The sequence below is a fragment of the Rhizobium sp. RU20A genome (assembly GCF_900155885.1).
Taxonomy (GTDB): Bacteria; Pseudomonadota; Alphaproteobacteria; order Rhizobiales; family Rhizobiaceae; genus RU20A.
Window position 1 is genome coordinate 1,624,178 of record NZ_FTMB01000001.1, and the last position, 18,982, is coordinate 1,643,159.

The 18,982-nt window shown below is 64.9% G+C and carries 21 protein-coding genes; 9 read left to right on the forward strand and 12 right to left on the reverse strand.

What is annotated here, in order from left to right:
- Positions 1 to 42: 42 nt before the first annotated feature.
- The 3 genes from F3H41_RS07840 to F3H41_RS07850 form a co-directional block, all read right to left on the reverse strand.
- Positions 43 to 969 carry a prephenate/arogenate dehydrogenase family protein gene (locus tag F3H41_RS07840; protein WP_149737991.1) on the reverse strand — a complete coding sequence of 309 codons (927 nt, stop codon included), beginning with the start codon at positions 967 to 969 and terminating at the stop codon, positions 43 to 45.
- Positions 966 to 2,087, reverse strand: coding sequence for a histidinol-phosphate transaminase (hisC, locus tag F3H41_RS07845; protein ID WP_149737992.1), 1,122 nt, complete (start codon positions 2,085 to 2,087; stop codon positions 966 to 968). The genes F3H41_RS07840 and hisC overlap by 4 nt, the downstream gene beginning before the upstream one ends.
- Before the next feature lie 107 nt (positions 2,088 to 2,194).
- Positions 2,195 to 2,962 (reverse strand): class I SAM-dependent methyltransferase, encoded by a 768-nt coding sequence (locus tag F3H41_RS07850; protein WP_149737993.1) that lies wholly within the window; start codon positions 2,960 to 2,962, stop codon positions 2,195 to 2,197.
- 83 nt (positions 2,963 to 3,045) lie between these two features.
- Between F3H41_RS07850 and gloB the strand changes: the two genes are divergently transcribed.
- Together gloB and F3H41_RS07860 are read left to right on the forward strand one after the other, a co-directional pair.
- Complete coding sequence (gene gloB, locus F3H41_RS07855) at positions 3,046 to 3,816, forward strand: hydroxyacylglutathione hydrolase (protein ID WP_149737994.1); 771 nt, start codon at positions 3,046 to 3,048, stop codon at positions 3,814 to 3,816.
- Positions 3,816 to 4,262, forward strand: coding sequence for a cupin domain-containing protein (locus tag F3H41_RS07860; protein ID WP_149737995.1), 447 nt, complete (start codon positions 3,816 to 3,818; stop codon positions 4,260 to 4,262). The genes gloB and F3H41_RS07860 overlap by 1 nt, the downstream gene beginning before the upstream one ends.
- Before the next feature lie 11 nt (positions 4,263 to 4,273).
- Here F3H41_RS07860 and F3H41_RS07865 read toward each other — a convergent pair whose 3' ends face one another.
- Both F3H41_RS07865 and F3H41_RS07870 read right to left on the reverse strand, forming a co-directional pair.
- The gene (locus F3H41_RS07865) at positions 4,274 to 5,146 is read right to left on the reverse strand and encodes an EamA family transporter (RefSeq protein ID WP_149737996.1); all 873 of its coding nucleotides are present in this window, start codon (positions 5,144 to 5,146) and stop codon (positions 4,274 to 4,276) included.
- Between the two features lie 38 nt (positions 5,147 to 5,184).
- Entirely contained in the window at positions 5,185 to 5,961 is a 777-nt protein-coding gene (locus F3H41_RS07870) for a DUF3108 domain-containing protein (RefSeq protein ID WP_149737997.1), read from the reverse strand.
- A gap of 170 nt (positions 5,962 to 6,131) precedes the next feature.
- Here F3H41_RS07870 and F3H41_RS07875 point away from each other — a divergent pair, with 170 nt between their 5' ends.
- The 3 genes from F3H41_RS07875 to F3H41_RS07885 all read left to right on the forward strand — a co-directional run bounded on the left by F3H41_RS07875 (position 6,132) and on the right by F3H41_RS07885 (position 7,898).
- Positions 6,132 to 6,602, forward strand: coding sequence for a CHAP domain-containing protein (locus tag F3H41_RS07875; protein WP_149737998.1), 471 nt, complete (start codon positions 6,132 to 6,134; stop codon positions 6,600 to 6,602).
- A 188-nt stretch (positions 6,603 to 6,790) separates the two neighbouring features.
- Positions 6,791 to 7,081 carry a 50S ribosomal protein L28 gene (gene rpmB, locus F3H41_RS07880; RefSeq protein WP_149737999.1) on the forward strand — a complete coding sequence of 97 codons (291 nt, stop codon included), beginning with the start codon at positions 6,791 to 6,793 and terminating at the stop codon, positions 7,079 to 7,081.
- Positions 7,082 to 7,259: 178 nt separating this feature from the next.
- Positions 7,260 to 7,898 (forward strand): VUT family protein, encoded by a 639-nt coding sequence (locus F3H41_RS07885; protein ID WP_149738000.1) that lies wholly within the window; start codon positions 7,260 to 7,262, stop codon positions 7,896 to 7,898.
- Positions 7,899 to 7,913: 15 nt separating this feature from the next.
- Here F3H41_RS07885 and F3H41_RS07890 read toward each other — a convergent pair whose 3' ends face one another.
- The 4 genes from F3H41_RS07890 to F3H41_RS07905 form a co-directional block, all read right to left on the reverse strand.
- Positions 7,914 to 8,882: an esterase-like activity of phytase family protein gene (locus F3H41_RS07890; protein WP_244616136.1), complete on the reverse strand. Its 969-nt coding sequence runs from the start codon at positions 8,880 to 8,882 to the stop codon at positions 7,914 to 7,916.
- Positions 8,883 to 9,218: 336 nt separating this feature from the next.
- The gene (cobT, locus tag F3H41_RS07895) at positions 9,219 to 11,108 is read right to left on the reverse strand and encodes a cobaltochelatase subunit CobT (protein WP_149738002.1); all 1,890 of its coding nucleotides are present in this window, start codon (positions 11,106 to 11,108) and stop codon (positions 9,219 to 9,221) included.
- 3 nt (positions 11,109 to 11,111) lie between these two features.
- Complete coding sequence (cobS, locus tag F3H41_RS07900; protein WP_149738003.1) at positions 11,112 to 12,107, reverse strand: cobaltochelatase subunit CobS; 996 nt, start codon at positions 12,105 to 12,107, stop codon at positions 11,112 to 11,114.
- A 187-nt stretch (positions 12,108 to 12,294) separates the two neighbouring features.
- Positions 12,295 to 12,924: a J domain-containing protein gene (locus tag F3H41_RS07905; RefSeq protein ID WP_149738004.1), complete on the reverse strand. Its 630-nt coding sequence runs from the start codon at positions 12,922 to 12,924 to the stop codon at positions 12,295 to 12,297.
- 116 nt (positions 12,925 to 13,040) lie between these two features.
- Here F3H41_RS07905 and F3H41_RS07910 point away from each other — a divergent pair, with 116 nt between their 5' ends.
- The gene (locus F3H41_RS07910) at positions 13,041 to 13,322 is read left to right on the forward strand and encodes a BolA family transcriptional regulator (protein WP_149738005.1); all 282 of its coding nucleotides are present in this window, start codon (positions 13,041 to 13,043) and stop codon (positions 13,320 to 13,322) included.
- Between the two features lie 39 nt (positions 13,323 to 13,361).
- On the opposite strand, the gene F3H41_RS07915 is transcribed toward F3H41_RS07910, so the two are convergent.
- Genes F3H41_RS07915 through F3H41_RS07925 form a run of 3 tightly spaced genes read right to left on the reverse strand, consistent with a single transcriptional unit; the run spans position 13,362 to position 16,407 of the window.
- On the reverse strand, positions 13,362 to 14,663 hold the full coding sequence (locus tag F3H41_RS07915) for an HlyC/CorC family transporter (protein ID WP_149738006.1): 1,302 nt from the start codon (positions 14,661 to 14,663) through the stop codon (positions 13,362 to 13,364).
- Between the two features lie 2 nt (positions 14,664 to 14,665).
- Positions 14,666 to 15,796 (reverse strand): 3-dehydroquinate synthase, encoded by a 1,131-nt coding sequence (aroB, locus tag F3H41_RS07920; protein ID WP_149738007.1) that lies wholly within the window; start codon positions 15,794 to 15,796, stop codon positions 14,666 to 14,668.
- Positions 15,797 to 15,798: 2 nt separating this feature from the next.
- Positions 15,799 to 16,407 (reverse strand): shikimate kinase, encoded by a 609-nt coding sequence (locus tag F3H41_RS07925; protein ID WP_149738008.1) that lies wholly within the window; start codon positions 16,405 to 16,407, stop codon positions 15,799 to 15,801.
- A 156-nt stretch (positions 16,408 to 16,563) separates the two neighbouring features.
- On the opposite strand from F3H41_RS07925, the gene F3H41_RS07930 reads away from it, so the two are divergent.
- The 3 genes from F3H41_RS07930 (at position 16,564) to F3H41_RS07940 (ending at position 18,786) form a co-directional block, all read left to right on the forward strand.
- Positions 16,564 to 16,758 (forward strand): hypothetical protein, encoded by a 195-nt coding sequence (locus F3H41_RS07930; RefSeq protein WP_149738009.1) that lies wholly within the window; start codon positions 16,564 to 16,566, stop codon positions 16,756 to 16,758.
- Complete coding sequence (locus tag F3H41_RS07935) at positions 16,755 to 17,747, forward strand: site-specific tyrosine recombinase XerD (RefSeq protein WP_149738010.1); 993 nt, start codon at positions 16,755 to 16,757, stop codon at positions 17,745 to 17,747. Before F3H41_RS07930 ends, F3H41_RS07935 begins: the two co-directional genes overlap by 4 nt.
- An 85-nt stretch (positions 17,748 to 17,832) precedes the next feature.
- Positions 17,833 to 18,786: an acetyl-CoA carboxylase carboxyltransferase subunit alpha gene (locus F3H41_RS07940; RefSeq protein WP_149738011.1), complete on the forward strand. Its 954-nt coding sequence runs from the start codon at positions 17,833 to 17,835 to the stop codon at positions 18,784 to 18,786.
- The last annotated feature ends 196 nt before the right edge of the window (positions 18,787 to 18,982 follow it).

An 18,982-nucleotide genomic window follows, 5' to 3' on the forward strand; every position in this document is an offset into this window, starting at 1 on the left:
AAGGGCGGATGAGGGTGCCTCACGCGGCCACCGAGCTCGACCCTAGGCCGTCTCCTCCGCCGCCATGCGGCCGAAGTCGGGCTTGGCGGTGTCCTGCCCAGCCTCGATAATCGAGCGGCGGATGGCGCGGGTGCGGGCAAAGAGGTCGAAGAGCTTGTCGCCATCGCCCCAGCGGATCGCCCGCTGCAGATAGGCAAGGTCTTCTGAAAACCGTGCCAGCATTTCAAGGATCGCATCCTTGTTGTGCAGGCACACGTCCCGCCACATGGTGGGATCGGAGGCTGCCAGACGCGTGAAGTCGCGGAAACCCGAGGCGGAATATTTGATGACTTCCGATTCCGTCACCGTCTCCAAATCATCCGCCGTGCCGACGATGTTGTAGGCGATGATATGCGGCAGGTGCGAGACGATGGCCAGCACCTTGTCATGGTGCGCGGCATCCATCTCGTCCACGCGCGAGCCCATGGCTTCCCACAGGGCGCGCAGCCGGGCGACCGCGCCCGCATCGCTGCCTTCCGGCGGCGTCAGGATGCACCAGCGCCCCTTAAAGAGCCCGACGAAGCCGGCGTCCGGGCCGGAATGCTCGGTGCCGGCGATGGGGTGGCCGGGAATGAAATGCACGCCGTCAGGCATGTGCGGCTGCATCTGTGCGATGACCGAGGCTTTGGTGGAGCCGACATCGGTGATGATGGCGCCGGCCTTCAGATGCGGCGCGATCGCCTGCGCCACTGCGCCGGAGGCACCGACCGGCACCGAGACGATGACGAGATCGGCATCGCGCACGGCATCGCCGGCCGATACCGTATAGCTGTCGCCAAGCCCCAGCTCTTCCGCCCGCTTCAGCGTCTCGGCGCTGCGGGTGGAGACGGCGACATGCCCGGCAAGCATGAGGTGCTTGAGTTCGCGCGCAATGGACGAGCCGATGAGGCCGATGCCGACAAGCGCGACGCGATCGAAAAAGACGCTCATCGCCCCTGCTCCACAAAGGCCTTGAGAGCTGCGACGACACCGAGATTGGCCTCTTCGTCGCCGATCGTCAGGCGCAGGGCGTTCGGGAAGCCGTAGCCACGCACCGCCCTGAGGATGAAGCCGCGCGCCATCAGGAACGCATCGGCATCCGCGGCGCGACGTCCCTCTTCATCCGGGAAATGAATGAGAACGAAATTGGCAACGGACGGCGTCACGGTAAGGCCAAGCGCCTCGATCTCCGCCGTCACGCGGGTGCGCCAGATCTCGTTATGCTGGACGGCGGCGGCCATGAAGGCCTGGTCGCGGATCGACTCGGCGCCGGCGGCAATGGCCGGGGCGCTGAGGTTGAACGGGCCGCGCACGCGGTTCAGCGCATCGACGATCTCGGCCGGACCATACAACCAGCCGATGCGCAGCGCCGCAAGCCCGTGCACCTTCGAGAAGGTCCGCGTCATCACCACGTTGTGATTGGCAGAGACGAACTCGATGCCGGCCTCGTAATCGTTGCGGCGCACATATTCGGCATAGGCCGCATCCAGCACCAGCAGCACCGATGGCGGCAGGCCCGCATGGAGGCGACGGATTTCCGCGATCGGCACGTAGGTTCCGGTCGGATTGGCCGGATTGGCGATGAAGACGATGCGCGTGCGCTCGGTAACGGCCGCAAGGATCGCGTCCACGTCCACCCGGCAATTCCGCTCCTTCACGGTCACGGGCGTGCCGCCAGCCGCCAGGATCTCGATCTTGTAGACGAGGAAACCGTGCTCGGTGATGATCCCTTCGTCGCCGGGACCGAGATAGATGCGGGCGAGAAGGGCCAGCAACTCGTCCGAGCCATTGCCGCAGACGATGTTGGCGGGATTGAGCCCGTGGGAGGCGCCGATCGCCTCGCGCAGCGCGAGCGCCTGTCCGTCCGGATAACGCTCCAGCTTTTCGGCGGCGGCCCGGAAAGCTTCGATCGCCTTCGGGCTGGGGCCGAGCGGCGTCTCGTTGGCCGAGAGCTTGTAGACCTTGGCAACCCCCGGCGCATGTTCCTTGCCCGGCACGTAGGCAGCAATGTCGAGAATGCCGGAACGCGGGATGGGACGATCAGGGCAAGCGGGCGTCTGGGCGGTCATGGGAAGCGCTTTCGGGTATGTCCTGTGGGGCGGTTTCAGTCCCACTGCCATTAGACCCAAGCTCCGGCAATGTCGAGACTTTCAAGGGTCGCAGCCGGTGCACGCCCTCAGCCGCCGGCATCGTCCCGCCGCTGCGTCGGCACCCGCGTCGTCGGCACGCCCTGCGGCGCCAGCACCGGCACGAAGACGCGGCGCGAGGCGCGCGAGGCGACCGGCAGGCCCTGGTAGAGCCGCTTCTGCGCCTCGACGATGATGACGCCGCCAAAGGCCGGCCAGAGCGCCCGGCCAATGCGCTCGAAAGGGGTGCGCAGCCGCAGCATGGTGCGCAGCGTGGAGGGCGGGAAGAACAGCGCTTCGGCACTCGCGCCCGGCGTGAAATTCGTCTCGCGCAGCAGCGCCGTCAGCTGCCGCCGCGAATAGGGCCGGCCCGACCCGAAGGGCGTGTGCTCCATGCGCGCCCACACGCCGCGCCGGTTGGGAACGACGATGACGAGCCGCCCGCCGGGCGCCAGCACCCGCCAGATCTCCTTCAGGGTCTCACGCGGGTTTTCGGCAAACTCCAGCGAATGCACCATCAGCACCCGGTCGATCGAGGCATCCGGCAGCGGCAGTTCCTCGTCGAAGACGAGCGCGGTGGAGGAGCGCTCGGCGATCGGCCAGTTCACCGCCCCCTGCCCCGCCGGCATGAAAGCGAAGGTGCGCTCCGTATCGGAGCGGAACTTGTCGAGATAGGGCACGCAATAGCCGAGCCCCACCAGCCGCTCGTCCGGCAGCCGGGCCCAGAGCGATGACAGCGTCATGCCGATCGCGGCCTCGGCGGCACGGCCGAGGGTGGAATGGTAGAACTGGCGGAGATCGACTATATCGGCGTGCATGCCGGGATGTTAGCAGCGCAAGGGTGGACTTCAAGGCGAAGGGGGGTAGATTCCGGCAAAACACAGGTCCGGGAGACACCACCGTGAGCGCCTTAGACATCGAACTCTTTCTCTGCCGCAGCGACAATTTCGGCGTGCTGCTGCACGATCCGAAAACCGGGCTGACCGCCGCGATCGATGCGCCCGAGGAAGCGGCCATCCTGGCGGCACTCGAGCGCCGCGGCTGGACGCTGACCCACATCCTGACCACCCACCACCATGGCGACCACGTGGAGGCGAACCTCGCCCTCAAGGAAAAATTCGGCGCCACCATCATCGGCCCGAAGAACGAAGCCGCCAAGATCCCCGGCCTCGATCGCCCGGTCGGCGATGGCGACACCTTCGAACTGGCCGGCCACCGCGTCAGGGTGATCGAGACCCCCGGTCACACCGCCGGCCACATCTGCTTCCATTTTCCGGACGAAAAGCTGCTCTTTGCCGCCGATACGCTGTTTGCACTCGGCTGCGGCCGGCTGTTCGAACGACCGGCGGCGGACATGTGGACCTCGCTGCAGAAGCTGCTGGCGCTGCCGGACGAGACCGTCATCTATTTCGGCCATGAGTACACGCTGTCCAATGCGCGCTTTGCCGTCACGGTCGATCCCGAAAACATCGAACTGGCCGATCGCGTCAAGGAGATCATCGCCTTGCGTGAGGATGGCCGCTTCACCGCGCCGACGACCATGGCCGCAGAGCGCCGCACCAACCCCTTCCTGCGGCCGGACGCCCCAGGCATTCGCGACACGCTCGCAATGGCGGACGCCACCGACGCCGAAGTGTTTGCCGAAATCCGCAAACGCAAGGACAGTTTTTGATGACGCCATCCACGCCCCAGCTTACCGCCGGCGAGATCATTGCCACGCTCGGCATGGACCGCCACCCCGAAGGCGGCTGGTATGTGCAGACCTTTCGCGACGAGGAAGGCGGCCTGCGCGGCCATTCCACCGCGATCTATTATCTGCTGGAGGCCGGCGAGCGCTCGCACTGGCACCGGGTGCGCGATGCGGCGGAGGTGTGGCACCACTATGCAGGCGCAACGCTGGCGCTCTCCATCGCCCCGCCGGAGGAAGGCCCGGTCGTCCATCGGCTCGGCATGGAGCTTGCCGCCGGCGAACGCCCGCAGGTGATTGTGCCGGCCGGCTGGTGGCAGTCGGCCTTTTCCATGGGCGCCTGGTCGCTGGTCGGCTGCACGGTCGCGCCAGGCTTTGATTTCTCCGCCTTCGAGATGGCCCCGCCCGGCTGGGAGCCGCCGGGCGCCTGACTGAGAAGCCCTCAGGCCGCCTTGCGCTTGACGATCACGTCCTTGGCCGCCAGCACGGCCCCGCCGGTGACGAGCAGGCAGGCCAGCGCAATGCGCCAGGACGGCTCGGCGAAGCCGAAGAGAATGAGCACCAGCGTGGAAAGAACCGGCGCGGCATAGCTCGCGACGCCCAGAAACTGGATGTCGCCATTCTTCACCCCGTAATCCCAGGCATAGAAGGCGGCGCCGACCGGCAGCAGGCCGAGGCCGACGATGGCCAGCCACTGGCTGGTCGCTTCCGGCCAGACCGTCGTCTCAAGCCCGAGATGGCAGACGAGCGAGAGGATCGACGTGGCAAGGCAGAAGCCCGTGACCACATCCGTCGAGACGGCCTCGAAACGGCGCGTCACCAGCGAATAGGTCGACCATGTGAAGGCGCACAAGAGCGCCGCGCCGTAGCCCAGCGCGTAGCCGCTCTCGAAGGCGATACCGTTGCGCGCCACGATCAGCACCGTCCCGGCAAGGCCGAGCACGGCGCCGGCCAGGTGATGGAGCTTCAGCCTCTCGCCCGGCAGCAGCGCCGAACCGACGACGATCAGCAGCGGCCAGAGATAGGCAATCAGCCCGGCCTCGACGGCCGGCGCATTCCTGAGCGCCGTGAAATAGAGGAAGTGATAGCCGAAGAGGCCGGCAATGCCGGTGATCCACACCTTGGCAGGTTGTCTCAGCAGCGCCATGCGCTCAGGCTTCAGCACGAGCACCACGAGGCCAGGCAGGGCGCCGATGAAGAAGCAGATGGCCGAGAGCTGGAAGGGCGGCATGGTGCCCGATGCCGCCGTCATGAGCGCCAGAAGCGCCCACATGAGAATGGCGGTAAAGCCGATGATCGTCGCCTTGAGCTTCATGCCGGGCCCCTCTTCAAAGGAGCCTGCCCGGCGCAGTCTCAGCCGCCGAAGCGCGTGGCCGACACCGTCACCGCCCCAAGGCTCGTTGGAATGCGTACATAGACGGGAGCGTATACATTGACCGCCTCCGCCTTGGCAAACCAGATCTCCATGGTTTTCAGCTTGGCGAGATAGTCGATATCCTTGCGGCCCTTCCTGTAGCCGGACTTCGGTGTGAAGGCGAGGCCGCAGACAATCGCCTCCCCTTCGAAGCCTTCGGTCTTGAAGGGCCGCGTGCCCTTCGGCGACAGCCGGATATCGAGCCGCGATTCGCCGTCGAAGATCGGCAGCGTCTTCGGGCAGACCCGGTTGCGCGCGGGAATGATGAGGCCGGAAAGCGGATCGAAGACATTGCGCATGTCGGCCGCCGAGACCGGCACCCAGTTGTCCGGCAAGTTCGAGCGCTTCGGCGTCATGGTCGCCGAGGTGACGGTGCCATTGCGCAGCGTCATCTCGATCGACCGCTGCTTGGACCCACTCTTGTAGGACATGGAATAGCGCGAAGCCCGCAGCCGATCACGCATCAGCGTTCCCGTCACCTCGGTGCGCCCCGTGGTGCTGCTGAGAATATCGGCAAGCCCGGCCGATTTCATCGTGCCCGAGATCGTGTAGCGGTTGTTGACGAGTTCGGTATCGAAGGAGGCCCGCGCCACCGGCAGGCCCGCCAGTGCAATCGCATAATCGGTGCGATGGCGGATTTCCTCTGCCCGGGCACCAACGCCCGCGACCACGACCGAAAACACGGCGGCCGCCGCCAGAATTGCACGCACCATCATGAAGGCCATCCTTGAGGGAAAGGGGGTAACGAGCCCCTATGGCCAAGATTTTAGGTTTTTCTTGGGTGGCCGCAAGATTTTGTTAACACAACCATCAAGGGATGTTGACGTTTATGCACTTTAAAATAGCATTCACCTGTCCTTGAAACCACAAACCACAGGGGAGTGCCATGCAGGTTGCAGCCGTGTTAGCCCGCGCCGAGTCGGCAACAGATCTCGGAATCCACTACAAGCTTGGAAAGGGAGGGATGAATCCGGGGTTGCCCACGCCGGCCGCAGGTGGTTTCTGCGATTGCTCCGGTTTTGTCGCCTGGTGCTTGTTCATGAGCCGGAAGCTCAACGAAAATTTCTACAAGCACTTCAACGGTGGCTGGCTGGAAACCACCGCCGCCTGGACCGACGTCGGCAACAGCGTCGGCATATTTTCGCAGCTCCCTGGACCAAAGGCCGGCGCCATCGTGGTCTATCCCGACGCCAACGGAAAGCAGGGGCATATCGGGATCATGGTGGATGAGAAAAAGGTCGTTCATTGCTCCGGCGGAAACGACAAGCACCATGGCAATGCGATTCTCATCACCGGCCCCGATGTCTTCCTGGCCCGCAAGGACGTGCGTTTCGGCTGGCTGAACGGCCTGCACTAGAATAGAAGCACGTGGAAAGCCCCGGATCTGCGGGGTTTTCCACGCCTTGCGGCAGGTTTGGCTTGACGCGCCGGGTGAGTCTGACTATAGAACCGCCACTTCCAATAACGGCCAGTCGGGAATGCGGCCTGGGCTCAGGCCCTCAAGATGCGTTTCGATGTGGCGGAAAAACAAAAAATAGGTGCATCATGTCCCGTGTTTGTGAATTGACCGGCAAAGGGGTCCAGACGGGCCACAATGTAAGCCACGCCAACAACAAGACCAAGCGCCGGTTCCTGCCGAACCTGTGCCAGGTCACGCTGATCTCCGACGCCCTCGGCCAGCGCTACCGTCTGCGCGTTTCCGCGCACGCCCTGCGCTCCGTCGAGCATCGCGGTGGCCTCGATGCCTTCCTGCTGAAGGCCAACGAGACCGAACTGTCGATGCGCGCCCGCCTGCTGCGTCGCCAGATCGTCAAGAAGACCGCCGAAGCCGCCTGATACGCGCCGCATCGCGGAGAGTTCGAGGGCTTGCCGGTCCACCGGCGAGCCCTTTTCGCGTGCGGACACCTGACGTAACGTCGTGTCTCGCGCTCCAGTCCACGCCCTGCCCTGTCCGACCGGTCAAAGGCAGCGGCAATCCGAAACGCCAGCTGGTGGCATACCCCAGGATAAAAAAATGCTCTCCTACCGCATGTTTGCCGTCTACACGGCCCTGATGGCCCTCGTCGTCATCGCCTCCAACATTCTCGTCCAGTACCCGCTGCCTGGCTCCATCGCCGGCATGGCGCTCGGCGATCTCCTGACCTGGGGCGCCTTCAGCTATCCCATCGCCTTCCTTGTGACAGACCTTACCAACCGCCAGTTCGGCCCGGCCATTGCGCGCCGCGTCGTCGTTGCCGGTTTCGTCGTCGCCGTCACGCTCTCGATCTGGCTCGCCACGCCGCGCCTCGCCATTGCGTCGGGGTCGGCCTTCCTGATCGGCCAGATGCTCGACATCTCCGTCTTCAACCGCCTGCGTCGGCAGACCTGGTGGCATGCCCCGCTCGCAGGCTCGCTGTTCGGCTCGGTGCTGGATACGGCGATCTTCTTCTCCTTCGCCTTCGCGCCAGCCTTCGCCGTCTTCGGTCCGAACGACGCCTTCGCAATCGAGAACGCACCGTTGCTCGGCCTCTTCTCCGCCGAACTGCCGCGCTGGATCTCCTGGGCTGCCGGCGACCTCTCGGTGAAAATTCTCGTCGGCCTCGTGATGCTGCTGCCCTACGGCGCCCTGATGAGCGTCATTCGTCCCATGCCCGGCGTCGAAGCCAAGGCGTAGGGCGAAAGCGTGAGATCAGTCGCGCAACCTGAACTCCAGCATCAGGTTGCGCTGCAGGATCGAGTGGTTGTCGTCGGAAACGAGGATGACGTGCACCGCGCCATCCGGCATGGTCACGACCTCCAGCCCTTCCATATTGTCGATCTGCGATCGCATGTCGGCTGACAGGATCACCTCGCCATCGACCACGGCGCCGGGCCTGATGCTGTCGCCGGGAATGCGCCGGATTTCCATTCCGACACCTTCGGCAAAGGAAAAGCGGCGCTCCAGGATCAGGAGATCGCCGTTCGGCAGGAAGGCGCCATCGGTGATGGCAAAGGGTTTCCGCTCCTTGACCGCGAAGACACCCTTTCGCGGCCCATCCAGAACCTCGGCAATCAGATTGCCCTTCGCATCGCGCGCAAGCTCGGTGATCGCAACCAGCGCGCCGGCCAGCGGGCTCGAGGCCGGCGCAACAGCCAGCGTCTCCAGCCCGCGATTGGCGGGCAGGCTTTTTGCCGGCATGGACAGCGACAGGCGGCGAAGGGGTTTGGACTGTTCGAAACCGGGATCGGGATAGACATCGACCCGGGCCCACCCTTCATAGCTCGCCAGCACCTCGCCCGGTCTCAGCGCCAGCCCCTCGGCGTCCATGACCCGCTTCGGCACGTTTTCCCGTCCCTTATCGTCGAGCATCGCGGTCGCCTTGAGGTCGGCGATTCCCGAAAGACGCCCGGCAGCATCCCGCGTCACCCGGCCCGTGAGCCAGTGCCCGGTATCCATGATCGCGACGAATTGCTCCCTATCAGGACGAAAGCGAATGGCAGAGACGGCGCCAAACAGCATCTGGCTGGAGGTCATCTCCAGCCCGCCCACAAACTCCAGCGATCCGAATGTCGTCTGGTCGCTGCCGATCCTGAAACTCTCGATCACGCGGCTTTTCACCGGCAGATCGACGACCTCCGCCGCGCGGGTCGGAAGGACAGTGGCAAGGCCGAGCGCCAGGGCGAGCGCGGGAACGAGGCGGGATGATCGCAGCAACGCGTAAGATCCTTCCGGAAGTGATGTGTCGAGGCTTGGCTGGCGATTGTGTCGGAACGAGGGGGCGATGAAGTGGATAATTCGCAGGGGGTGGCTGTACCCCCCTCTGCCCCCGTGACAGGCCAATCTCACATGACAGGCACAGATCGCCTTGCACCCTCTTCTCCCCTTGGGAAGAAGTGCCGAACGCAGTGAGGCGATGAGGGGTTCCCATAGCCTGGTGTCGCGGGGCAACCCCTCATCCGGCCCGTCGGGCCACCTTCTGCCCAAGGGGAGAAGAGGGGTAAGCGCCGCCAACCCCTACCGTCCCCGCCTGCGTCCGCGCGCACTGCCCTCGTCGTCGAACAACGCCGCCAGTTGCTCCGTCATCGCCCCGGCAAGTTCGTCCGCATCGACGATCGTCACGGCGCGGCGATAATAGCGCGTCACATCATGGCCGATGCCGATGGCGAGCAGTTCGACCGGCGAGCGCGTCTCGATCTGCTCGATGACGGCGCGCAGGTGCCGCTCGAGGTAATTGCCGGGATTGACCGACAGGGTGGAATCATCGACCGGCGCACCGTCCGAGATCATCATCAGGATGCGCCGCTGCTCAGGCCGCGCCATCAGGCGGTCATGCGCCCACATAAGCGCCTCGCCGTCGATGTTTTCCTTCAAAAGCCCCTCACGCATCATCAGGCCAAGATTGCGACGCGCGCGCCGCCATGGCGCATCCGCGGACTTGTAGATGATGTGGCGCAGGTCGTTGAGGCGACCGGGCGTTGCGGGCTTGCCCGACGCCAGCCACTTTTCGCGCGATTGCCCGCCCTTCCACGCCTTGGTGGTGAAGCCGAGCAGCTCGACCTTGACGCCGCAGCGCTCCAGCGTGCGGGCGAGAATGTCCGCGCAGGTCGCCGCCACCGTGATCGGCCGTCCGCGCATCGAGCCGGAATTGTCGATCAGCAGCGTCACCACCGTGTCGCGGAAATTCGTATCCTTTTCCCGCTTGAAGGAGAGCGGCTGCATGGGATCGATGACGAGGCGCGTCAGCCGCGCCGTGTCGAGATAGCCCTCTTCGAGGTCGAACTCCCAGGAACGGTTCTGCTGCGCCATCAGGCGGCGCTGCAGCCGGTTGGCGAGACGCCCCACGGCACCCTGCAGATGGGCAAGCTGCTTGTCGAGGAAGGCGCGCAGCCGGTCGAGCTCGGCCTCGTCGCACAGTTCCTCGGCCGTGATCGTCTCGTCGAATTCCTCGCTGAAAACGTGGTAGTCGACCTTCTCGTTGAAGTCGGAGAAGGGCTGGGCCGGTCGCTTGACCTCGCCGGGCGTTTCGCTGTCGTCGTCGCCCTCGTCCTGGAGATCGTCGTCGGAGATCTCCGCCCCGTCCATCTCCCCTTCTTCCATCTGCTCTTCGGCAGATTCGTTTTCGTCCGAAGGCGCGGCATCCTGGCCGGCATCCTCTTCGGAGGAGCTCTGCTCCTCTTCCTGGCTGCGCGGCTGCTCTTCCTCGCTGGTGTCCTCGGCCTCTTCCGGCTCGTCCTCGTCGCCGTAGCGTTCGGCAACGTCCATGGCCGAGAGCATGTTGCGCACGACGCGCGCAAAGGCCTGCTGGTCATTCAGGGCAGACGACAGCCCGTCCATGTCGCCGGCCGCTTTCTCCTCGATGAAGGAGCGCCAGAGATCGACCACCTTGCCTGCGGAGGCCGGCGGCTTCTGACCGGTCAGCTTCTCGCGCACGACGAGCGCGACAGCCTCGGACAGCGGCGCATCCGCCTGCCGTTCGATGGCGCCGAAATTCGCCTTGGCGTATTTCTCGTCCAGCATGCCGGTGATGTTGTCGGCAACGCCCGCCATGCGCAGCGAGCCGATCGCCTCGACGCGGGCCTGCTCGACCGCGTCGAAGATGGCGCGGGCATCCGCCCCCTGCGGCGACATGGTCGCGTGGATGCGGGCATTGTGGCAGGCCTTGCGCAGCGCCATGCTGTCGCCGAGCCCACGCGTGACGGTGACCTCCCGCGCCGTCGGACGCTTGGAAAGCTCCGGCAGGCGGATGCGCTCGCCCGTCATGCCGGGGCGCTCGTTGGCGAAGACGACCTCGACCTCGCCGTCGCCGGCAATCGAGCGCACGCAGCCGCTGAGCGCCCGCCGGAACGGCTCCACGTCGATGACGCCCGTGGGCCTCGGTTTGGAATTGTCGCCGCGGCCTGCCATGGGTTAAGCGGTCGCCTCCAGAACGATATTCGCCGCGCTTTCCTTCAGCTCGACGCCGAAGGCACGCTGGTAATGCTCGGCCACCAGCGCGCGTTCCAGTTCGTCGCACTTGTTGAGGAAAGTGACGCGGAAGGCGAAGGCGACATCGCCGAAGATATGCGCGTTCTCGGCCCAGGTGATGACGGTACGCGGGCTCATCACGGTCGAGAGGTCGCCGTTGATGAAAGCGGCGCGGGTGAGGTCGGCAACACGCACCATCTTCGACACCGTGTCGCGACCGCGCTGCTTGGTGAAATCCTTCACCTTGGAGGCGACGATATCGACTTCTTTGTCGTGCGGCAGATAGTTCAGCGTCGTGACGATCGACCAGCGGTCCATCTGCGCCTGGTTGATCTGCTGCGTGCCGTGGTAGAGGCCGGTCGTATCGCCGAGGCCGACCGTGTTGGCGGTGGCGAACAGGCGGAAGGCGGGGTGCGGCCGGATGACGCGGCTCTGGTCGAGCAGCGTCAGGCGACCCGAGGATTCCAGCACGCGCTGGATGACGAACATCACATCCGGGCGGCCGGCATCGTATTCGTCGAAGACGAGGGCGACATTGTGCTGATAGGCCCAGGGCAGGATGCCGTCCTTGAATTCGGTGACCTGCATGCCTTCCTTGACGACGATGGCGTCCTTGCCGACGAGGTCGATACGGCTGACATGGCTGTCGAGGTTGACGCGCACGCAGGGCCAGTTGAGACGGGCAGCGACCTGCTCGATATGGGTGGACTTGCCCGTGCCGTGGTAGCCCGAGACCATCACCCGGCGGTTATGGGCAAAGCCGGCGAGAATGGCGAGCGTCGTTTCGCGGTCGAAGAGATAGTCGGGGTCGGCGTCCGGCACGTAGGGATCGGCCTTGGAATAGGCCGGCACGCGCAGGTCCGAGTCGATGCCGAAGACCTCGCGAACGGAAATCGTCGTATCGGGAAGATTGGAAATGTCGAGGTCTACCTTGCTCATGATGTCTCCAGGCCGCTGGCTGACCAGCCAGCGGGCATTCCGCTTGAATCTGCATGCAGTCCGCAACGGTTCTAGAGCAAGCCCGCCCCATTGAAAACCGTTTTGCGGCGCTGAAAGACGCCATGGTGACAAGCTTTTCGCCGCACCGCAACGCCCAGGCGCGCTGCGCAGCACAAAGCTGATCCGTCTATCCGGTAAAGCCTGCCTGCTTGAGCAGCTGGTAGGCCTGGATGACGGCGCGGAAGCGCTCTTCCGAGCCGCGATCGCCGCCATTGGCATCGGGATGGTGTTTCTTGACCAGTTCCTTGTAGGCCGCCTTGATGTCGGCCGCCGTCGCGTTTGCGCCAAGCCCCAGCGTTTCGAAAGCCTTGGCCTCCAGCGTCTTCAGCTTGCGCTGGCGTGGCTCGGGACGCGCACCGGCGCGAGCCTGATCGACGAAGCCGAAGGGATCGCGCATCCGGGCCTGGGCGCCGGCCGAGCCGGAACGCGTGTTGGACATGGTCGGGGCGTTCTTGGCATTCTTGTTCACCCCCACCGTCCAGGTCGGACGATGGCCCGTCAGCGCTTCCTTCTGGTAGCGCGCGATCTCGGTGTCGGAGAGGCCGGAGAAGTAGTTGTAGCCCTTGTTATATTCCTTCACATGCTCAAAGCAGAACATGAAGTACTCACCCTCGGCATTGCGGCCGACCGGGGCGCGATGGGCACCCTTCTCCTGGCAGCCGTCCCACTGGCACATGGGCACGACCGTCTCCTGCCGCGGCTCCTTGCGCCGGGGCCGCGTGCGGATCCCATCGAAGTATTTTGAATCGAGTTTCATGGGCCAAAGTATGGGGCGCGCGCGGCGCCACAACAAGAATTGACAAAGCTGATTGTTGCTGGCTTTGTCGAACCATTTTCCTGCGTTTGGCAGGAGGCAGGCGAAAGGCGGGCACCATGTCGGTACGGCAGACGATCGAAGACAGGCTGGCGGCGCATTTCCAGCCGGAACGCCTCGCCGTGATCGACGAAAGCCACCATCATGCCGGCCACCAGCCGGGCTTCGACGGCAGCGGCGAATCCCACCTGCGCGTGCGCATCGTTGCCAAGGCCTTCGCCGGCCTCTCTCGCGTCGCCCGCCACCGCGCCATCAACGATCTCGTCAAACCCGAACTCGATGCAGGCCTGCATGCGCTGGCCGTGGAAGCCGCGGCCCCCGGCGAACCGACGCGCTGGTAGCCGGACCTCGGAACGTGGCGGCGCAGATGCACCGCCAGATTACACGTCCGTGCCCTCGGCCGTGCGGATGCGCAGCTTGACGATCCGGTTCTTCACCCGCTTCATCACCGTGAAACGCTTGCCGTAGAAGGTGAAGGCCTGCCGCTCCTCGGGGATCATCTTTGATTCGTGGATCACGAGGCCGGCGATCGTTGTCGCTTCCTCGTCCGGTAGCGTCCAGTCCAGCGCGCGGTTGAGGTCGCGGATCGGCACGGAGCCGTCGACCACGATCGAGCCATCGGCCTCCGGGCGTACGCCCTGGATGTCGATGTCGTGCTCGTCGGTGATGTCGCCGACGATCTCTTCCAGAATGTCCTCGAGCGTCACCAGCCCCTGCACCTCGCCATACTCGTCCACGACGATGGCGAAGTGGGCGCGGCGGCGCAGGAAGGCGTTCAGCTGTTCCTTGAGGTTGGTGGTATCGGGCACGAACCACGGCTTCTGCGCGATCTTGGTCATGTCGAGATCCGAGGGTTCGCGGTCGGGTTCGGCGAGCGCGCGCAGGAGGTCCTTGGCATGCACGACGCCGATGATGTTGTCGGCGGCGCCGCGCCAGAGCGGCATGCGCGTATAGGGGCTTTCGAGCACGGTGCGCACCAGCACCTCCGGCGGCTCGTCCGCATTCAGCGCCCGCATCGAGGTCCGGTGCACCATCACGTCGGAGACTTCGAGCTCGTCGAGATCGAGCACGCCGCCCAGGCGGTCACGGTCGGCTTTCACCACCGAACCCTCGCGATGCAAAAGGTCCACCGCCCCGCGCAGTTCCTCATGCGCCGTCAGCATGGATTGGTCGGAGGCAAGGCTGACACCGAACCAGGACAGGAGAACGCGGACCATCGCGTTGATCGCGCTGGAAATCGGGCCTGCAACGGCCACGAAAAACCGCACGAAGGGCGCGACGGTGAGCGCGAAGCGATCCGGCGAGGCAATGGCCCAGCTCTTCGGCAGGACTTCGGAGAAGACGACGAGCAGCACCGTCATGCCGAGCGTTGCCACCGCAACGCCCGACTGGCCGAAGAGGCCGATCAACAGGCTTGTCGTCAGGGACGAGGCGAGAATGTTGACGAGGTTGTTGCCGATCAGCAGGGCGCCGATCAGGCGGTCGCGCCGGGCGATCAGCCGGTTGACGATGCCGGCGCGAGGATCGCCATTGGCCTCCAGCGTGTGCATGCGCGAGCGCGACGTCGCCGTCAGCGCCGTCTCCGAGCCGGAGAAAAACGCTGATAACATCAGCAGAAGGATGACAGCGACGAGTGCCGGCCAGTATTCGGCAAAGAAGGCCACGATGGCATCGACTGTCATGATCAGGTCTTCTCCCCGAGGAAGCGCTCGACTTCGGATGCCGGCACATCGTCGGCGATGAAGGACTGGCCGATGTCGCGCGTGAGGATGAAGGTGAGCTGCCCCGACTTCACCTTCTTGTCCTGCGCAATCGCTTCCATGAGCCGTGCGGTGGGAAGTGCCGGCCCCGGAATGTCGCTGATCGCCGTCGGCAGGCCGACCGCTTTCAGATGCGCCTCGACGCGGGCCGCCGCATCAGGGCTCGCCAGGTTCATGCGAGCCGAAAACTGATGCGCCAGCACCATGCCGATCGAAACGGCTTCGCCATGCACCAGGCGGCTGCCATCATACTCGGTGGCCGCCTCCAGCGCATGGCCGAAGGTGTGGCCGAGGTTCAGCAGCGCGCGCCGCCCGTTCTCCCGCTCGTCGGCGGCCACGACATCGGCCTTGGCCTGGCACGACACCGCAATCGCCTCGATCCGCGCTTGCCCCCCGGCAAACACGGCCTGCCAGTTCTTCTCCAGCCAGGCGAAGAAGTCAGGCTTGTCGATCAGTCCGTATTTCGCGACCTCTGCATAGCCGGCGCGGAATTCGCGCGGCGAGAGCGTGTCGAGCACGTCGGTGTCGGCGAGCACCAGATCCGGCTGGTGGAAGACGCCGATGAGGTTCTTGCCATGGCGCGAGTTGATGCCCGTCTTGCCGCCTACGGAACTGTCGACCTGGGCGAGTAGCGAGGTCGGGATCTGGATGAAGCGCGAGCCGCGCCGGGCAATGCCGGCCGCAAAACCCGTGAGGTCACCGATGACCCCGCCGCCGAGCGCGATGACCGCATCGTTGCGCTCGATACGAGCCGCAAGGATCGTATCGCAGGCGGTGATCAGATGCTCGAAGCTCTTGGTCTTCTCCCCGGCCGGCAGGGTCAGCGTTGCCGTCTCGATGCCGGCAGTGCGGAGGTTTTCCACAAGCGGGGACAGATAATGCGCGCCGACATGCTCGTCGGTGATGACGGCCATGCGCCGGCCCTTCAGGCGGCTGGCGATCTCGGCGGCAGCCTCCGCAATCAGGCCGGGCCCGATGAGGATATCATAGGAACGCTCGCCGAGATCGACGCGCACCGTGCGCCGGGCGGAAAGGACATCGGGAGCGGCGGTCATGGTCATCCTGTTCGGTCTTTCGTTGTCTGGACCCCAGCGGCGATCGCGGCCAGCACCTCGTCCACCATCACATCCTTGCTGACGTCGCGGGACATGACGCTGAGATCGGCTTCGGCATAGATCGGGTAGCGCGCATCCATCAGATTGGCGAGCGTCTGCTTGGGGTTTTCGGTCTTCAGCAACGGCCGGGTATCGCGCTTGTTGACGCGCTCCCAGAGAACGTCGAGATCGGCGTTCATCCACACCGAAAGCCCGGATTTCTTGATGTGCCGGCGGGTGTTCTCGTTGATATAGGCGCCCCCGCCGGTCGAGACGACACGCGGGCCGGACCGCAGCAGCCGCTTGATGACGCGGGTCTCCAACTGGCGGAACTCCGCCTCGCCATAGGCGGCGAAGAGCTCCGTGATCGTCATGCGCGAGACGCGCTCGATCTCGTGGTCGGAATCGACGAAGGGAATGGTCATCGCCTGCGCCACCAGCCGGCCGATGGCGGACTTGCCGGCCCCCATCAGGCCCACGAACACGAGATTGCGCCGCCCGAGCACGGCTTTCGCCTCGGCGGCCAGCCTTTGGCGGTCCGTCGTCTTGAGCTGCTCCAGAATCTCGGTCATTGCAGTATCCCCTTTGACATCCGGTATCGACAAATCGCCCGCAAGCGTCAAGCACGGGAACGAGCGAGCCTCGGCACCGGACCTTGCATGGCGGGGGATGCATCCTCATATTGGCGCAGGTGGCGACCGGCCCCTGCGGGCGCCAGCGGAGTAGCGATGCCGACACTCTTCCGATTCCTGTTCTTCTGCGGCATGATCGCCGGCAGCATCTACGCGGTGATGTTCGCACTCGCCACCTTCGTGGAGCCGCGCGAGCGCGAGGTGACGATCCGCATCCCCTCGGAGCGCCTGAACCCGCAACCTGCGACCCCCGCCACCACGGGCGCCATTCCCGCGACGACGAAGCCATGACCGCCGAGGCCGAAGAGGATGCGCGCCCGCGCGCCGCCCTGGATCTCTCCGCTGCGCAGGTGGAATCCTTTCTCGAGATGATGAGCGCCGAGCGCGGCGCTGCCCCCAATACGCTCGCCTCCTACAGTCGCGACCTCGAGGACGTGCGCGCCTTTCTCAAGGGCCGGCGCGTGGCGCTGACGGCCGCGACGAGCGACGACCTGCGCGCCTATCTCTCCCACCTCTCCGACGAGGGCTTCAAGGCGAGCTCGCAGGCCCGCCGCCTCTCCGCCCTGCGGCAATTCTTCAAGTTTCTCTACGCCGAGGGCCTGCGCACCGACGATCCCACCGGCGTGCTCGATGCGCCGCGAAAGGGCCGGCCGCTGCCCAAGACCATGGGCATCGATGCGGTCACCCGGCTTCTGACGCGCGCCGAAACGGAAGCGAGGGAAGAGGGCGAAGGCCGGCTGCAGCGCCTCAGAATGCATGCCCTCGTCGAACTGCTTTATGCGACCGGCATGCGCGTCAGCGAACTCGTCAGCCTGCCGGTCACCGTGCTCGCCCGCGACGGCCGCTTCCTCGTCATCCGGGGCAAGGGCGGCAAGGAGCGGCTGGTGCCGCTCTCGCGCACCGCCGAGGCCGCTGTCGCCACCTATGGCAAGGCCCTCACCGAGGCCAAGGAAGCCGGCCGCGAAGATCCCGACAGCACCTTTCTCTTCCCCTCCGCCGGCAAGGAAGGCTATCTGCCCCGCCAGGTCTTTGCCCGCGACCTCAAGGGCCTTGCCGCCCGCGCCGGCCTTTCCACGGCCACGCTCTCGCCGCATGTGATGCGCCACGCCTTTGCTAGCCACCTTCTGGCCAATGGCGCCGACCTTCGCGCCGTGCAGGAACTGCTCGGCCATTCCGACATATCCACGACGCAAATCTATACGCATGTGCTGGAGGAACGGCTGCATAGCCTGGTGCAAACCCACCACCCTCTTGCCAAACAGGCCAAAAACAAGGATTAGGACGCCCGAGCCCCTGTGGAGTCTGTTTGGAAACTCTGCGGGACAATCCCGGGACAGCGTCTCGCAAACGACCGGAACCGTTTTGATGCACAATTATCTCGACTTCGAAAAACCGATCTCCGACCTTGAGGGCAAGATCCACGAGCTCAAGAAGCTCGCCGGCGAGGACGAGAGCATCGACACGAGCGAGGAAGTCTCGCGGCTGGAGACCCGCACCCGCGAGGCCATGGCCGACATCTATTCCAAGCTGACTCCCTGGCAGAAGACGCAGGTCGCGCGCCATCCGCAGCGTCCGCATTTCGTCGACTACGCCAAGGCGCTCTTCACCGAATTCACGCCGCTTGCCGGCGACCGCAAATTTGCCAATGACGATGCGATCCAGGCCGGCCTCGCCCGCTTCAACGGCATGCCCGTCGCCATCATCGGCCAGGAAAAGGGCAACGACACCAAGTCGCGCATCAAGCACAATTTCGGCAGCCCGCGGCCGGAAGGCTATCGCAAGGCGATCCGCATCATGGAACTCGCCGATCGCTTTTCGCTGCCGCTTATCACCCTCATCGACACGGCAGGCGCCTATCCCGGCGTCGGCGCCGAAGAGCGCGGCCAGGCCGAAGCCATCGCCCGCTCCACCGAAATGTGCCTTAACCTCAAGGTCCCCATCGTCTCCGTCGTCATCGGCGAAGGCGGCTCGGGCGGCGCCATCGCGATTGCCACGGGTAACCGGGTCTACATGCTCGAGCATTCTATCTATTCGGTCATCTCGCCGGAAGGCGCGGCCTCGATCCTGTGGCGCGACAGCACGCGCGCCAAGGAAGCGGCCAGCAACATGAAGATCACCGCCGAGGACCTGAAGTCCTTCGGCATCATCGACGGCATCATCCCCGAGCCCGTTGGCGGCGCACACCGCGATCCCGATTTCGTGATCAGCAGGACTGGCACCGTCATTTCCGATGCGCTGAAGGACCTGACGGCGCTGAAGGGCGAAGACCTGCGCAAGGATCGCCGTCAGAAATACCTCTCCATCGGTCGCACCCTCTAGGCCGACACAGCCGAAACGGGATTGCCTTGACGTGGAACAGTGTGGGAAAACAAAGGCATAAAGCCGAAATCGCTGCAAGGCCCTGCGGCGCCGCAACTTGGCCACACTGTTCCGCTTTTGACGGGAGTTGGGGGCCAGGCCGCTGATGGGGATGCCGGTGGGGCATGGGCGCTTCACGACAGGCCGGAACCAGTTT

What these genes read in the sequence shown, in the direction of transcription:
- F3H41_RS07840 (WP_149737991.1), bottom strand. Translation starts at nt 969, where the DNA reads ATGAGCGTCTTTTTCGATCGCGTCGCGCTTGTCGGCATCGGCCTCATC.
- hisC (WP_149737992.1), bottom strand. Translation starts at nt 2,087, where the DNA reads ATGACCGCCCAGACGCCCGCTTGCCCTGATCGTCCCATCCCGCGTTCC.
- F3H41_RS07850 (WP_149737993.1), bottom strand. Translation starts at nt 2,962, where the DNA reads ATGCACGCCGATATAGTCGATCTCCGCCAGTTCTACCATTCCACCCTC.
- F3H41_RS07860 (WP_149737995.1), top strand. Translation starts at nt 3,816, where the DNA reads ATGACGCCATCCACGCCCCAGCTTACCGCCGGCGAGATCATTGCCACG.
- F3H41_RS07865 (WP_149737996.1), bottom strand. Translation starts at nt 5,146, where the DNA reads ATGAAGCTCAAGGCGACGATCATCGGCTTTACCGCCATTCTCATGTGG.
- F3H41_RS07870 (WP_149737997.1), bottom strand. Translation starts at nt 5,961, where the DNA reads ATGATGGTGCGTGCAATTCTGGCGGCGGCCGCCGTGTTTTCGGTCGTG.
- F3H41_RS07875 (WP_149737998.1), top strand. Translation starts at nt 6,132, where the DNA reads ATGCAGGTTGCAGCCGTGTTAGCCCGCGCCGAGTCGGCAACAGATCTC.
- rpmB (WP_149737999.1), top strand. Translation starts at nt 6,791, where the DNA reads ATGTCCCGTGTTTGTGAATTGACCGGCAAAGGGGTCCAGACGGGCCAC.
- F3H41_RS07885 (WP_149738000.1), top strand. Translation starts at nt 7,260, where the DNA reads ATGCTCTCCTACCGCATGTTTGCCGTCTACACGGCCCTGATGGCCCTC.
- cobT (WP_149738002.1), bottom strand. Translation starts at nt 11,108, where the DNA reads ATGGCAGGCCGCGGCGACAATTCCAAACCGAGGCCCACGGGCGTCATC.
- cobS (WP_149738003.1), bottom strand. Translation starts at nt 12,107, where the DNA reads ATGAGCAAGGTAGACCTCGACATTTCCAATCTTCCCGATACGACGATT.
- F3H41_RS07905 (WP_149738004.1), bottom strand. Translation starts at nt 12,924, where the DNA reads ATGAAACTCGATTCAAAATACTTCGATGGGATCCGCACGCGGCCCCGG.
- F3H41_RS07910 (WP_149738005.1), top strand. Translation starts at nt 13,041, where the DNA reads ATGTCGGTACGGCAGACGATCGAAGACAGGCTGGCGGCGCATTTCCAG.
- F3H41_RS07915 (WP_149738006.1), bottom strand. Translation starts at nt 14,663, where the DNA reads ATGACAGTCGATGCCATCGTGGCCTTCTTTGCCGAATACTGGCCGGCA.
- aroB (WP_149738007.1), bottom strand. Translation starts at nt 15,796, where the DNA reads ATGACCGCCGCTCCCGATGTCCTTTCCGCCCGGCGCACGGTGCGCGTC.
- F3H41_RS07925 (WP_149738008.1), bottom strand. Translation starts at nt 16,407, where the DNA reads ATGACCGAGATTCTGGAGCAGCTCAAGACGACGGACCGCCAAAGGCTG.
- F3H41_RS07930 (WP_149738009.1), top strand. Translation starts at nt 16,564, where the DNA reads ATGCCGACACTCTTCCGATTCCTGTTCTTCTGCGGCATGATCGCCGGC.
- F3H41_RS07935 (WP_149738010.1), top strand. Translation starts at nt 16,755, where the DNA reads ATGACCGCCGAGGCCGAAGAGGATGCGCGCCCGCGCGCCGCCCTGGAT.
- F3H41_RS07940 (WP_149738011.1), top strand. Translation starts at nt 17,833, where the DNA reads ATGCACAATTATCTCGACTTCGAAAAACCGATCTCCGACCTTGAGGGC.